The 13693-nt window shown below is 61.9% G+C and carries 17 protein-coding genes; 12 read left to right on the top strand and 5 right to left on the bottom strand.

Annotation, left to right across the window (positions count from 1 at the left end; translation table 11 throughout):
- Nucleotides 1-70: 70 nt before the first annotated feature.
- Genes MK6180000_RS12780 through MK6180000_RS12765 form a run of 4 tightly spaced genes read left to right on the top strand, consistent with a single transcriptional unit; the run spans nt 71 to nt 4604 of the window.
- Complete coding sequence (locus MK6180000_RS12780; RefSeq protein WP_138935077.1) at nt 71-442, top strand: response regulator transcription factor; 372 nt, start codon at nt 71-73, stop codon at nt 440-442.
- Entirely contained in the window at nt 439-768 is a 330-nt protein-coding gene (locus MK6180000_RS12775; RefSeq protein WP_212751905.1) for a hypothetical protein, read from the top strand. The genes MK6180000_RS12780 and MK6180000_RS12775 overlap by 4 nt, the downstream gene beginning before the upstream one ends.
- On the top strand, nt 768-3434 hold the full coding sequence (locus MK6180000_RS12770) for an ATP-binding protein (RefSeq protein WP_138935076.1): 2667 nt from the start codon (nt 768-770) through the stop codon (nt 3432-3434). The genes MK6180000_RS12775 and MK6180000_RS12770 overlap by 1 nt, the downstream gene beginning before the upstream one ends.
- 24 nt (nt 3435-3458) lie before the next feature.
- Complete coding sequence (locus MK6180000_RS12765) at nt 3459-4604, top strand: FliM/FliN family flagellar motor switch protein (RefSeq protein WP_138935075.1); 1146 nt, start codon at nt 3459-3461, stop codon at nt 4602-4604.
- A gap of 116 nt (nt 4605-4720) precedes the next feature.
- Here the strand turns inward: MK6180000_RS12765 and MK6180000_RS12760 are convergent, their stop codons facing one another.
- On the bottom strand, nt 4721-4936 hold the full coding sequence (locus tag MK6180000_RS12760) for a hypothetical protein (RefSeq protein WP_138935074.1): 216 nt from the start codon (nt 4934-4936) through the stop codon (nt 4721-4723).
- Between the two features lie 132 nt (nt 4937-5068).
- Here MK6180000_RS12760 and MK6180000_RS12755 point away from each other — a divergent pair, with 132 nt between their 5' ends.
- Together MK6180000_RS12755 and MK6180000_RS12750 are read left to right on the top strand one after the other, a co-directional pair.
- Entirely contained in the window at nt 5069-5353 is a 285-nt protein-coding gene (locus tag MK6180000_RS12755) for a DUF2312 domain-containing protein (RefSeq protein ID WP_138935073.1), read from the top strand.
- Nucleotides 5354-5429: 76 nt separating this feature from the next.
- On the top strand, nt 5430-6083 hold the full coding sequence (locus MK6180000_RS12750) for an oxidase (RefSeq protein ID WP_138935072.1): 654 nt from the start codon (nt 5430-5432) through the stop codon (nt 6081-6083).
- A 120-nt stretch (nt 6084-6203) separates the two neighbouring features.
- Here MK6180000_RS12750 and rplI read toward each other — a convergent pair whose 3' ends face one another.
- The 3 genes from rplI to rpsF are packed head-to-tail and all read right to left on the bottom strand — an operon-like array spanning nt 6204 to nt 7454.
- Entirely contained in the window at nt 6204-6833 is a 630-nt protein-coding gene (gene rplI / locus MK6180000_RS12745; protein WP_138935071.1) for a 50S ribosomal protein L9, read from the bottom strand.
- Between the two features lie 11 nt (nt 6834-6844).
- Nucleotides 6845-7072, bottom strand: a complete 228-nt coding sequence (gene rpsR, locus MK6180000_RS12740; RefSeq protein WP_025061827.1) for a 30S ribosomal protein S18 — start codon at nt 7070-7072, stop codon at nt 6845-6847.
- A gap of 28 nt (nt 7073-7100) precedes the next feature.
- A complete protein-coding gene (gene rpsF / locus MK6180000_RS12735) occupies nt 7101-7454 on the bottom strand; it encodes a 30S ribosomal protein S6 (RefSeq protein WP_138935070.1) in 354 nt (117 codons plus the stop codon).
- A 280-nt stretch (nt 7455-7734) separates the two neighbouring features.
- On the opposite strand from rpsF, the gene MK6180000_RS12730 reads away from it, so the two are divergent.
- Both MK6180000_RS12730 and MK6180000_RS12725 read left to right on the top strand, forming a co-directional pair.
- On the top strand, nt 7735-8241 hold the full coding sequence (locus MK6180000_RS12730) for a hypothetical protein (protein WP_138935069.1): 507 nt from the start codon (nt 7735-7737) through the stop codon (nt 8239-8241).
- Between the two features lie 154 nt (nt 8242-8395).
- Nucleotides 8396-8968, top strand: coding sequence for a YceI family protein (locus MK6180000_RS12725; protein WP_138935068.1), 573 nt, complete (start codon nt 8396-8398; stop codon nt 8966-8968).
- Between the two features lie 66 nt (nt 8969-9034).
- On the opposite strand, the gene MK6180000_RS12720 is transcribed toward MK6180000_RS12725, so the two are convergent.
- The gene (locus tag MK6180000_RS12720) at nt 9035-10264 is read right to left on the bottom strand and encodes a cytochrome b/b6 domain-containing protein (protein WP_138935067.1); all 1230 of its coding nucleotides are present in this window, start codon (nt 10262-10264) and stop codon (nt 9035-9037) included.
- A 163-nt stretch (nt 10265-10427) separates the two neighbouring features.
- On the opposite strand from MK6180000_RS12720, the gene fabD reads away from it, so the two are divergent.
- The 4 genes from fabD to MK6180000_RS12700 all read left to right on the top strand — a co-directional run bounded on the left by fabD (nt 10428) and on the right by MK6180000_RS12700 (nt 13598).
- On the top strand, nt 10428-11369 hold the full coding sequence (gene fabD, locus MK6180000_RS12715; RefSeq protein WP_138935066.1) for an ACP S-malonyltransferase: 942 nt from the start codon (nt 10428-10430) through the stop codon (nt 11367-11369).
- 33 nt (nt 11370-11402) lie between these two features.
- A complete protein-coding gene (gene fabG, locus MK6180000_RS12710; protein WP_138935065.1) occupies nt 11403-12140 on the top strand; it encodes a 3-oxoacyl-[acyl-carrier-protein] reductase in 738 nt (245 codons plus the stop codon).
- 276 nt (nt 12141-12416) lie between these two features.
- Nucleotides 12417-12650 carry an acyl carrier protein gene (locus MK6180000_RS12705; RefSeq protein ID WP_076531917.1) on the top strand — a complete coding sequence of 78 codons (234 nt, stop codon included), beginning with the start codon at nt 12417-12419 and terminating at the stop codon, nt 12648-12650.
- Between the two features lie 204 nt (nt 12651-12854).
- Entirely contained in the window at nt 12855-13598 is a 744-nt protein-coding gene (locus MK6180000_RS12700; RefSeq protein WP_138935064.1) for a 1-(5-phosphoribosyl)-5-[(5-phosphoribosylamino)methylideneamino]imidazole-4-carboxamide isomerase, read from the top strand.
- Nucleotides 13599-13693: the final 95 nt, after the last annotated feature.

Genomic DNA, 13693 nt, shown 5'->3' with positions numbered 1-13693 from the left:
TTTGACATGCGCCGGCCCTTGGCCCAATAGTGGCGCCATACGGGCTTGCACTTTGGGAGGGGCGCACGGCATGGCGGGGCAGGTTTTGATCATAGAGGACGAGCCGAACATCATCGAGGCGATCAGTTTTATTCTGTCGCGCGATGGCTGGCACGTGCGCACCCATTCGGGCGGCGAGGGCGCGATGAACGCGGTGCGCGAACGTCGCGCTGATTTGATCATCCTCGACGTGATGCTGCCGCACCGCTCTGGCTTTGAGTTGCTTGCGGATATTCGCGGCGATGCGGATCTGGGAGCCACGCCCGTTCTGATGCTGACCGCGCGCGGCCAGCGCAAGGATCGCGAGATGGCCGAGCGTGCGGGCGCGAGCCGTTTCATGACCAAACCCTTCTCCAACGCAGAGATGCTGGAGGCAGTGCGCGCGTTGGCTGGCCCTGCATGAGTGCGCCTGAACCCGCCAAAAAACCCAATGCGGCGCCGCCGGTCACGCGCCCCGTCTTTCTTGCACGCGCCACGTACCGCCAACGCCGCATGAGGGACGCCGCCGCGCTTCTGCCCATTTTGGGCGCGCTTCTTTTTGCGCTGCCGCTGCTGTGGCTGGGACAGAATGGCGGCGAGGCGCGTACCTCGCATGTGATGATCTACGTCTTTGCCGTCTGGGCCGGACTAGTGATGCTTTCGGCGGTTATCACGCGTATTTTGGGGATTGGCGCTGCGCCCCAATCGGCAAGCGATGACGCGGGCGCCGCAGACACGCGGCGCGGCTGATGGCCACGCCCGGCATCCTCGCCGCGGTTTGTGTGATCTATGTGATCTTTCTCTTTGCCGTCGCCTTTGCCGCTGACCGCGCAGCTAGGCGCGGGCGAGGTGCATGGCTGCGCTCGCCTCTGGTCTATACGCTGTCGCTGTCGATTTACTGCACGGCGTGGACATTCTACGGCGCCGTCGGCTTTGCCGCGAGATCGGGGATGGAGTACGTCACCATCTACCTCGGGCCCAGCCTTGTGATGATTGGCTGGTGGTGGACCCTGCGCAAGATGGTGCGGGTGGGCCGTAGCCAGCGCATCACCTCGATCGCCGACATGATCTCGTCCCGGTATGGCAAGTCGAACCTGTTGGCGGTTTGCGTCACCATCCTCGCGGTGTTCGGCACCACGCCCTATATCGCGCTGCAATTGCAATCGGTCACGCTATCCTTTGCCGCCTTTTCGCCGCCAGGGCCAGAAGGGGGCAGGTCTGTTCAATCCATCGCCGTCTATGTGGCGCTGGGCCTAACGGTGTTCACCATCCTCTTTGGCACCCGTAATCTGGACGCGAACGAGCGGCACCACGGCGTTGTCATCGCCATCGCGCTGGAGGCGATCGTGAAGCTGCTGGCCTTGCTCGCCGTCGGTATATTTGTCGTCTGGGGTCTGGAGGGCGGCCTTGCCGCGACGCTGGAGCGTATCGACGCCTCGCCTATCGGCGATTTTGACGTGTCAGGCAGCCGCTGGACCGCGTTGACGCTGCTGTCGGCGGCCGCGTTCCTGTGCCTGCCTCGCATGTTTCAGGTCATGGTGGTCGAAAATGAGGATGAAAGCCATCTGCGCACCGCCGCATGGGCCTTTCCCCTCTATCTGATGTTGATCAGTCTCTTTGTCGTGCCTATCGCCGCCGTCGGGCTGGACCTGATGCCACAGGGATCAAACCCGGACCTCTATGTTCTGAACCTGCCGTTGCTGGCGGGGCAGGACGGGCTGGCGATTCTGTCGTTCCTTGGCGGATTTTCATCTGCGACGTCGATGGTGATCGTTGCGGCCATTGCACTATCAACAATGGTGTCGAACCATATCGTGATGCCGATCTGGCTGCGCGCCACCGGGGGCGCGGCGATGATGTCGGGCGATGTGCGGCAGGTGGCGCTGCTGGCCCGCCGCCTGTCCATCGGCGGCGTCGTCATGCTGGGGTACCTCTATTTTCGCCTTTCGGGTGGTGGCACGGCGCTGGCGGCTATCGGCCTCGTCGCGTTCGCCGGGGTGGCGCAGTTTCTGCCCGCCCTCATGGGCGGATTAGTGTGGCGCGGCGCTACGCGCAACGGCGCGTTGGCGGGGCTTGGCGTTGGTTTCGCACTGTGGGTCTATTGCCTCTTTCTGCCCAGCTTTGGTGCGGGGGTGATCCTGCCGCAGCATGTGTTTGATGCAGGCCCTTTCGGACTGACTTGGCTGCGCCCGCAGGCCCTATTCTGGACGGGCGGCATGGATCCTTTGGTCCATGCGGTGATGTGGTCGATGGGGCTGAACACGGCGGCGTTCTGCGTCGTGTCGATCCTTGGGTTTCCCAGCCCGGTTGAGCGGCTGCAAGGCGCGCAATTCGTCAACGTTTTCGATCATTCACAAAGCCCCGGCAGTTGGACGGGCGGCCTCGGCCAATCCGAAGACCTGCTGATCATGGCGCAGCGCATCATGGGGGCCGCTGAGGCGCAAGAGATGTTCGCCCGCGCCGCCCGCCGCCAAGGCCTGAGCGGTTATCTACCCGAGCCGTCACCAGAATTTCTGGAATGGCTGGAACGGCGCCTGTCCGGCTCTGTCGGAGCCGCCACGGCGCACGCGATGATCAGCCAGATCGTCGGGCGGGCCACCGTGTCGGTTGAGGATCTGCTGGCCGTCGCGGACGAGACGGCGCAGATCATGGAATACTCCAGCCAGCTAGAGGCGAAATCGGAAGAGCAGGCGCGCACTGCGCGGCAATTGCGCGAGGTGAACGAGAAGCTCACCCAGATTTCCGTGCAAAAGGACGGCTTTCTGAGCCAGGTCAGCCACGAACTGCGCACGCCCATGACCTCGATCCGCGCCTTTTCTGAGATTTTGCGCGATGGCGGTTTAGCGCCGGACGAGTTGCAGAAATACGCGACGATCATCCATGGCGAGTCGCTGCGTCTGACGCGGTTGCTGGATGATTTGCTGGATCTTTCGGTCCTGGAATCGGGGCAAGTGTTGTTGAATGCGCAAACCGGAACGCTGGCCGAGGTATTGGACCGCGCCGTCGCGGCCACGATGGGCGGTGTTCCGGGCAGCCTGCGGATCATGCGCGATGCGGGCGGTGAGGCCGTGCAGCTAAGCACCGATATGGACCGCCTCGCGCAGGTGTTTATCAATCTGATCGCCAACGTTCGCAAGTATTGCGATGCCCCCGCGCCGATGCTGGAGGTCCGCGCAGAGATCGGCGAGGCTGGGTTGGTGATCGATTTCGTTGATAACGGCACTGGCATCCCGCTGAAGGATGAAGCGCTGATTTTTGAGAAGTTCTCGCGGCTAGGCCAGACGCGCGCGCCGGGTGCAGGCCTTGGCCTCGCGATTTGCCGCGAGATCATGCACCGACTGGGCGGCACGATCACCTACCTCCCGGGGCAGGGCGGCGCGGCGTTTCGCGTGACGCTGCCGCTTGGAGCAAGCTAGGCGAATAATAGGCCGCAGGACGCATTGGCGAAACCTTTTGGTAACCAAAAGGGCGTTACGGTCGGCGCCATAGGAAACCTGCAAGGGATGGTGGCGCAGCGTATGGCATCTGTCGACGGCACTACGGTTATTCACCGCAAGGCGCGGGCCTCGCGCGAGGAGTATCAGGCGCGCGCAATGTCCCCAGCCAAGGCGTTGCGCCTCGCGCTGTCTCAGTCGTCAGATGCTCTTTTTGATCTGCCGCTGGTCGTTGCCGCGGTCGAACAGGTGGAACTGAGCCAGACAGCGCTAAAGCCGGAATTTGAGGGCGGCGGCCTACTGGTGCTACTTGATGGCCCGAATGGCGCGCGCGGCGCGGTTCGACTTGATGATGCGCTGCTCGCGGCGCTGATTGAGGTGCAGACGACTGGCCGGGTCACCGGACGCGGATCAGGCGGACGCGCTGTGACGCGCACCGACGCCGCAATTGCCGCGCCGCTGATCGACGCCGCACTGAAGGGGGCGGAGGCCAAGCTGGCAGGCGAGGACCACGGCAGCGAAAGCCCCGCCGCGCCCCATTGGGCCACCGGGTATCGCTTTGGCGTCATGATGGAGGACGCGCGCGGCATGTCGCTGGCCCTTCACGCCGCGGATTTTCACGTGTTCCGCCTGATGGTCGAAATCGGCGGCGATGCGTATCCCGGCGCGATAACCTTCCTGCTTCCCGTGCCCGAAGTGCCACCAGCGCCCGCGCCAGACGCAGACGGCGGCGCATTGCAACGCACGCTAGAGCAAAGCGCTATGGATGCGCCCGTCAGCCTTGAGGCGGTACTGGGCCGGATTAGCCTTCCGCTGGATAAAGTGAGTGCATTCCGACCGGGCGCATTGCTGCCGTTTAACATGGACCGGCCTATGCAGATCCGGCTGGAGGTTAGCCAGAAACATGTCGTTGCGCTGGCGCGTTTGGGCCAGCTAAACGGTAACCGCGCCGTCCGCCTCACGCCCGACGGCGCGGGTGACGTCCGCCCGGCGCCACAGCGCGCACCAGCAGACGTCGGTATGGTTCCTGTGCAAGAAGCGGCCGAGACGCCGATGATGGATATGGCTCACGTGACCGGCACCGCTCAGATGCAGGATCCGGGCGTTGTGAGTGAAAAGCCAATGCCAGTTCCTGAACCACAACAAACATAGGCTGGTCCTGTTTGCTCAGGGCGCGGAAGGCGGGCTAGTGTGTGCCGCACAGGCCGAAACCACCAGCCTAGGCGTTGCGACCTTCGCCTGCGAAAACAAGAGGTAGGGCGGCAAGATTACTGCAGCAAGATACCGATGACGACCATCATCAGCCCGATCACCGATAAAAATAGCGCGCCTGTATTGACCGGAAGCACCTTTTGCAAAACTTTGCGCATCGCGTCCTCGCCTAGCTTGGCGCGACGTGCCCCCCAGACGCGCAGGATGCACCAGATAAGGCCGAAAAGCCCGATCAGCGAAACGGCCGCACCGGCCCAGACGAGAATTTCCATATCAATCCCTCCCGGCGCTTTGCCGATATGGTCCGTCTAATCCACGCCGCTCCCAAGCTCAAGCAGCTGGGGCTTGCGGGGCGTCATGGCGCGCTGTAGTCACGGACATCTTTGAGGATGCGGAGAAGTTACATGGACGATCAAACCCCCGATCAGGCCCCCGGTCAAAGCACCGACGCCACTTATCGCGTGACCGCTGACGAGCTGCGCCAGTTCATTGAGCGTATCGAGCGGCTGGATGCGGAAAAGAAAGACCTCGCCGAGCAGCAAAAAGAGGTCATGGCCGAGGCCAAGGCACGCGGCTACGACACCAAGGTCATGCGCAAGGTTATTGCGCTGCGCAAGCGTGACAAGGACGACATCGCCGAAGAAGAAGCGGTGCTTGAAATGTACAAAGAAGCTTTGGGCATGGCCTAAGGCCTCAGGCGGTGCGGACCGGTGTTCCTAAAACTGGGCGCCGCCACGCGCCGCGCAATAAGATGGATCAAAACACGTGAGCCGCAAACCGACATTTCTGCGCGGGATCGCCAGAGCTGACCACATCCGCGCGTGCCTGCTGTGGGGATGCCTGCCTGCCCTTATCTTCTATGCTGGAGCGCTGAGCCTCATGAAGCTCGCCGGTTTCACTACGACCGAAGTTTTGCGCGATGTGATGCAGCAAACCGACCAGTCCAGTCTGCTGGGTTTTTTATCCAGCATTGGCACATGGCTGTGGGTTGCGGCGGCGACGCTATGCTTCTTTCGCTATGCGCTTCAGCCACGCGGCGGTGATGACCGCTACAGACGATTACTTGTATTGATGGGCGCGTTTTCGCTCTTCTTGGGGATCGACGATTTCTTCTTGATTCACGACAACTATTTGGCCGAGGGCATCCTTTTGCCGCTATACGCGATTTTCGCCATCACTCTTTTGGTGCGCTACCGCCGCATCATTGGGCAGATTGACGGGACGGCGTTCATGATCGCAGGAGGATTGCTGGCGATGTCCATCGTGGTGGACGCTGTGCAGGAGAGTCTGCCAATGCCTTACGAGTATACGCAGATCGCCGAGGAGGGGTTCAAGTTCGTCGGCGCGGCCGCATGGGTTTATCTTTGCTTTCGCCTTGCGGCGTATCGGCTGAGGCCGGGCGTGACAGACGCCCTTTAATGTCGCAAGAGGACAATAAAGCCCATCCCTGAAAATTAGATCAGGGACTTGGAATAGAAATAGGCCGCGCAGAGTGATCTGCGCGGCCTATTCATGTGGCTGGTAGCGGATGGCAGACGCTTACGCGTCGTCGTCCTCGCTATCATTGTTTGCTGCGTCGCCGACTGATTGCGCCAGATCGTCATCATCTGATGCGGCCGAGCCGATGTCGTCGAACAGCTCAGCGATCTCGAAGTCGGCTGCCGCTTCTTCTTCGGCTGCCATCTCCTGGATCGACTTGCCAGATGCCTGCAATTCGGCCTCGTCAGCCGAGCGAGCGACGTTCAGTGTGATGGTGGCATCAACCTCTGGGTGCAGCGAAACGTTAACGTCGTGCAGACCCAAGTACTTGATCGGGCTGATCAGGCTGACTTGTTTGCGATCAACCTGGAAACCGTTTTCGGTAGATGCGTCGGCCGCGTCACGCGTGGTGACCGAGCCGTAAAGTGCGCCCGAATCGGCGGCCTGGCGAATCACGACGAACTGCTGACCGTTCAGCTTGTCCGCCATCGCCTCTGCCTCTTTGCGAGTCTCAAGGTTTTGCGCCTCAAGATGCGCCTTGCGCGTCTCGAAATCGGCAATGTTTTTCTGCGAAGCCGACAGCGCTTTGCGCTGGGGCAGCAGATAGTTGCGTGCGAAACCGGCTTTGACGTCGACGACGTCGCCCATCTGGCCCAGCTTGGCCACACGCTCCAGAAGGATAACTTGCATGTCTATTCTCCTTACTTGACGGCGTAGGGCAGCAGGGCGAGGAAGCGGGCGCGCTTGATGGCACGGGCCAGTTCGCGTTGCTTCTTGGCCGATACGGCGGTGATACGGCTGGGCACGATTTTGCCGCGTTCGCTGATGTAGCGTTGCAGCAGGCGCGTGTCCTTGTAGTCGATCGCAGGTGCGTTATCGCCCGAGAAGGGGCAGACCTTGCGGCGACGGAAAAATGGTTTTGTAGCCATGGTTTATGTCCTTTTCTTCAGGCGTTGATCAACGGCGCTCGCGGCGCTCTGTACGCTCGTCGCGCTTTTGCATCTGGACCGACGGCAGCTCTTTGTGCTCGTCGACTTTGATGGTCAGCGTGCGCATGACATCATCGTGCAGACGCATCAGGCGCTCCATTTCCTGCACGGCTTCGGACGGGGCGTCCGAACGCAGGAAGGCATAGTGGCCCTTGCGGTTCTTGTTGATCTTGTAGGCCATCGTCTTGACGCCCCAATACTCGTGATCCACGAGTTTGCCGCCGTTATCGGTCAGCACGGCGCCGAAATGTTCGATGAGGCCCTCGGCCTGCGCGCTGGACAAATCCTGACGCGCGATAAGGACATGCTCGTAAAGGGGCATGTGTTAATCCACTTCTGTCTTGGGCGCATTTCATAGGTGGGGCGATGTCGGCTCGCGGCCCCACCACGAGAGACTGCGCGGTTCATATTGTATGCGAGACGAAGGTGCCTCGTACTACCATCGCCGCGCGCGCGCAAGGGCCAGACCCGTGCCGGTCGCTGGCGCTTGACCGCCACTCTTCAGTACCTCATTTAGACGCGAAGATATCGCACCCCCGCCGCATTCATGCCGCGTTTCCCTGCGAATCGTTAACCAAGAGATAACGCAAGGGACCAGACAGATGACATCACTTCCTGACACATTTATGCCTGATGGCCCGCTGCGCCACGAACGGCTAATTCCGCAGCATTATATCGAGGTCGCAGCCCCTGGCCGAGTGCGCCGCAATGCGATCCGCGTTGCTGGTATCTCCGCGCTGATTGCGGCTGCGGGCCTTTGGTTGATCCCGGTGGTTCCGGGTGACGGGGCGATGCAGCTGACCAAGCTGGCGCTGTCGATAGCATTGGCCGCCGGGGGCGCGTTTCTGCTGCCCACGCGGGCGTCGGATGCTGGTCCCGAAGTGCAGATTGACACCGTGGCGCGCTGCCTGACAATCGTCGAGAAAGACGCGCACGGGCACACTTTGTCTGAGACTGCCTATTCGGTCGATACCTTGGGCGAGTTGGTGCTGCGCGATGGCCTGCTGACAGCGCGCGATGGGTCGGGCCAGCCGCTGATCGTACTTCCTGTCAGCGACCCCTCCGTTGAGGCCGCACTGCGTTCGATGCTGGGGCGCGGCGCACGCTAGCTGCGCGCGCCGATCGTCGCGTCTCTCGGCTTGGGTGCGCGCGAAGCCGCCACCCTGTATGTTTCCACACGAGGTGTTGAGTTGTGCGCAATTGCCTTGTCGTCTGATTGCGGTAGGTTGTTACGCAGTAACCGCAACAATCAGGAGACGATGTATGAGAACCGCACTTATCGCAGCCGCAGTAACCATGGCCGCAACAGGCGCTGTAGCCGCCCCCGAGGCGTACACGCTGGATTCAAGCCATAGCCAAGTGATGTTCACTTACGAGCATCTGGGATATTCCACGACCCACAACATGTTGGCTGGCTGGGAAGGCGAGATCATGTTCGACGCCGACGATCCCGCCGCATCATCGGTGGACGTGTCGATCCCGCTGGCATCATTCTACACCGGCTGGGAAAAGCGGTTTGAGCATCTGATGGGCCCTGATTTTTTCGACGCCAAGGATGGCGATATGATTAATTTCAAGTCGACCGCCATTGAGGTGACGGGCGACGACGAGGCAATCATCACCGGCGATCTGACCATGAACGGCATCACTAAATCGGTACAGTTGGAGGCAGAACTGAATCAGCACGGCCAACACCCGATGGCTGGCAAGGATTGGCTGGGCTTTGATGCCGAGACAACCATCAAACGCTCCGATTTCGGCGTTGGCGCCTTTGCGCCTAACATCAGCGATGAGCTGGATGTCGAGATCTCGATCGAGGCTGGCAAGGCTGAGTAACTCCGCACCTGATAGCAGAGCTATTGAGCCCGCGTCCTTTGAAAGGGGCGCGGGCATTTTCTTAGGCTACTCGCCAGCCGCGCGGGTGGCTGTGAGGCTCCAATCGATCTGCACATCGAAGGCAAGCGATCCTTCGTCCTGTGTGCTGGTCCCGATGCCGTAATCCAGCCGATTGACCGTTAGCTGCCCTGCCGCATTGGCGGTGTCGCCGTTGATGCTCAGCTCCACTGGTATTTGCACAGGAACTGTCTGGTCACGGATACCAAGAGTTCCGTCAGCAATCAGGCCCGCGCCGGATGTTACCAGATTCGCCTGAAAAGTCGCTGTCGGCCACTGCTCGGCGGCAAAATAGTCTGCGCCCATCGCCTGCGCGGTGACCGTTCCTAGCGTCAGCGACGGGATCGAGACTGTGACTGTGACCGCACCATTAACGCCGCTTGCGTCCGGCGTCTCGTCATAGGTGATGTCTGCTGTCCAGTCGTCAAAGCTGCCGGTGACCTCTGATCCGTTTTGAATGATAGTGATGTTCAGCGCGCCGTCCTCGACGCGCCAGCCGCTGACAACCTCGGCCAATGCCTCGGTGTCTGCACGCGCCTCCGGGGTCAGCCAGCCGGCCCATGCCCCCAAACCCAGCGCCGCGCCCCAAATCGCCAGCGCCGCTACGACCGGTAGCGCATGACCCGGCTGCTGTGCCGTCGGCAGGGCGGTCTGCTTGCCGGGCAGCATGCGGCGCAGGGTCGCGTCGCGGTCGATCAAATGATGTTTCGCCGCCCCCGCGACGTGCAGGGTGATTGCGACCAGCAGCACCCATTGCAGGATGACATGCAGCGCGCCTGCGATCTCGGCCACGCCCGGATCCTTGGGTACAAAGGGCAGACCCTGACCCAGAGGCCACCAGATCGGAGCGTATCCGGTCGTCGCTGCGTGATCCACCCAGCCACTGAGCGGGACCAGAACCAGCGAGCCGTAAAGCAGCCAATGCACTGTCTCGGCCAGCCGCGATTCCAGCCATTTATCGCCGTTCAGCAAGCCCGGCTTGGGCTGCGAGATGGCCCAGGCGATGCGCAGGATTGCCAGCGCAAAGATCGTGACTCCCATCGTCTTGTGTATAGAAAACAGTACCTTGGCAAGTGTGATGGTCGCGTCGGTGGTGGCGATGTCAGGCGCCTCGATCCATTCCGCCAATGTGGTGGCGATCCAGCCCAGCACAAACATCGAAGCAATCATCAACGCGATGGTCCAGTGAAACGTCTTGGTGACCGTGCCATAGCTGGTGCGGGTATTGCCGAGATGCATGAACGTGTCCTTCTTATGGTTGTATGGCGCCAATAACGCCTCTCCGAAGAGTAACGCATCGCGCCCCGCCGGCAATCCCATGCCTGCGCACATGCGCCCTGCGCCATTGCCTCGCGCCTCGCTGCGCGTTATCCGTCTCGCATCAAGACGAGGGAGAGCGGGCATGAGCCGAGCATTTATTTTTCCGGGGCAGGGTGCACAGACCATCGGCATGGGCAAAGCCTTGGCCGAGGCATACCCAGCCGCGCGCGCGGTCTTCGACGAAGTCGACGATGCGCTGGGAGAGGCGCTGTCGGCGCTGATCTGGGAGGGGCAGCAAGACACGCTGACCCTGACGCAAAACGCGCAGCCAGCGCTGATGGCCACATCGCTGGCCGCCCTGCGCGCGCTGGAGGCCGAAGGGGTCACGCTGGACGCCGCCGCCTTTGTCGCGGGTCACTCGCTGGGCGAGTACTCGGCGCTGGCCGCAGCAGGCGCACTCAGCATCGCCGACACCGCGCGACTGTTGCGCATCCGGGGCCGCGCGATGCAGCAGGCCGTGCCTGTGGGCGTGGGCGCGATGGCCGCGATACTCGGCCTCGACTTTGAGGCGGTGACAGCCGTGGCTAATGACGCCGCAGAGGGCGAGGTTTGCCAGGCCGCCAACGACAATGATCCCGGCCAAGTGGTCGTATCTGGGCATCTGGCGGCGGTCGAGCGTGCCGTCGTTCTGGCCAAGGAGCGGGGCGCCAAGCGCGCCATGCTGTTGCCGGTCAGCGCACCGTTTCACTGTGCCCTGATGCAACCCGCCGCCGAGGTGATGCGCGCCGCGCTGGACGAGGTCCCGATGGAGGCGCCCTCCGTGCCGCTGATTGCCAACGTGCGCGCAGAGGCGGTAAGCGATCCGGATACTATCCGCGCGCTGCTGGTCGAACAGGTCACCGGATCGGTGCGCTGGCGCGAAAGTGTTGGCTACATGGCGCAGCACGGCGTGACCGAGACGTGGGAAATCGGCGCAGGCAAAGCGCTGTCAGGTATGGTTCGCCGGATTGAGCGGGATATCGCGGTGCGCAATATCGGCGCACCTGAGGATGTCGTGGCGGCCGCCGCCGCGCTGCAAGGCTGACGCCAGACAAATGACAGGAAAAGGGATTTCGACATGTTCGATCTGACGGGAAAGAAGGCGCTGGTCACTGGCGCATCAGGCGGCATCGGCGGCGCGATTGCGCGCGCGCTGCATGGCGCTGGCGCGACCGTGGGCCTGAGCGGCACGCGGACAGAGCCGCTGGAGGCTTTGGCCAAAGAACTGGGCGAGCGGGCGCACGTCCTGCCTTGCAACCTCAGCGACAAAGACGCCGTTGAGGCACTGCCGAAGCAAGCAATAGAAGCGATGGGCGGCCTGGACATCCTCGTCAATAACGCAGGAATCACGCGCGATCAGTTGTTCATGCGTATGTCGGATGAGGATTGGCAGGACGTTCTGGACGTCAACCTGACCAGCACCATGCGCCTCTGCCGCGCCGTGATGCGCCCGATGATGAAGGCGCGCTGGGGGCGGATCGTCAACATCAGTTCGATCGTCGGGTCCACCGGAAATCCCGGCCAAGCCAATTATGCCGCGTCCAAGGCCGGAGTTATCGGCCTGACAAAATCTATTGCCTACGAGGTCGCCAGCCGGGGTATAACGGCTAACGCGGTCGCGCCCGGGTTTATCGCTACGCCCATGACAGACGGGCTGACTGACGACCAAAAGGCCAAGATCAACGGCCAGATCCCCGCCGCCCGCATGGGCGAGGCGGATGAGGTCGCGGCGGCGGTCCTCTACTTGGCCAGCACCGAGGCAGGCTATGTTACCGGTGCGACGCTGCATGTGAATGGCGGCATGGCGATGCTGTAGGGCTGCCGGCGCATTTCGCCGCGCAAGAGGCGCGATTTGCCCTTGCGGCTCAGCGATTTGCCGCTCAGGCTGTGGGCAGGTAAATCATTTGCCAATGCGCCGCCATATGCTATAGGCGGCGCAGATTTGCTGGCGGCCGCGCGTTGCGGCCCGGCACGATTGCCCCTAGCTGGGCATTTAGTTAACGCCCTTCGGGGCACCAATCAGGCCGCTACCCGCCACACGTGCGGGGGCACAATCGGGCACAGGCGCCCAACGAAGAATAGGGATTATGTCATGAGCGATATCGCAGACCGCGTTAAGAAGATCGTCGTAGAGCATCTGGGCGTCGAAGAGGACAAGGTTGTCGAGAACGCCTCGTTCATTGACGATCTGGGCGCCGACAGCCTCGACACGGTCGAGCTGGTCATGGCGTTCGAAGAAGAGTTCGGCATCGAGATTCCAGACGACGCCGCCGAGAACATCCAGACCTTCGGCGATGCGGTTAAGTTCATCAAAGAAGCGTCCTAAGCCACGCGCAGCTGCGGCTGCACTGGTCTTGGTCCAAGCCCTCGCCCTAGCGGCGGGGGCTTTTTCGTATGCGGGCGCGGCCCCCCCCCCACGCCGCGAACGGCGCAGCAATTGCCGATTTGTAATCCCCTTACAGGTCCATTCTGTGCAAGAATGGCCGCGTCTCCCTATGACGGGGGTGCGCAATAACGGGGAATCTTTGCTATGATTATCTATCCCACTCTCGAAATTCTGGACGGCAAATGCGTCTCGCTGACGCGCGGGCGGCTGGACGAGCCTGTGCTGTGGCACGTCGATCCGGTCGAGACAGCACGCAGCTTTGCGGATGCGGGCGCAGAGTGGATGCACGTCACAGATATCAACGGGCTGCGCGGCGATGGCGATAATAACGAACTGGTCGAACAGATCATCCGCGCCGCACGTGTTCCGGTGCAACTGGGCGGCGGCTTTCGCACCGAAGCTCAGGTGGCGGGCTGGATCGACCGGGGCGCTGGCCGTATCGTGGTCGGCACTATGGCCGCACGAAATCCCGATCTGCTGCGCGAATTGGCCAAGTTTCATCCAGACCAGATTGTCCTGGCAGTGGATATCTATGAGGGCGCGGTGGTGACCGACGGCTGGCGCGAGCGCTCCAGCTTTGCGCCGGATACCTTCATCGCGGCGTTTGATACCGACCCGCTGGCCGGGATTATCGTGACCGATGTGGACGCGCATATCGACCAGCGTGATGCCAGCCTCAGCGTCATAACTGCACTTGCCGCCGCTACGCGGCACCCCGTCATTGCGCATGGCACGGTCGCCAGCCTCGACGATGTGGCACGTCTGAAGTACGTGCCAAACATTGCCGGCACGCTGATTGGCCGCGCACTGTTGGCGCATGACGTTGATCTGGGCGAGGCGATTGCATTGGCTAGTACCCCGAATGAGCCTATCGCCGACTTCCAATAAGGCTGGCGTAGCGCTGCCGTATCCGCCAGCGTACACTTGCCCCCCGGCCCCAAGCCGGGGTATGAGCAGCGCCAATGAACTAGTGGAAGAGGGGC

It is taken from the genome of Roseovarius arcticus (assembly GCF_006125015.1).
Taxonomy (GTDB): domain Bacteria; phylum Pseudomonadota; class Alphaproteobacteria; order Rhodobacterales; family Rhodobacteraceae; genus Roseovarius; species Roseovarius arcticus.
Note: the sequence above shows the minus strand (reverse complement) of the source record. Positions and strands in the feature narration are given on the sequence as shown.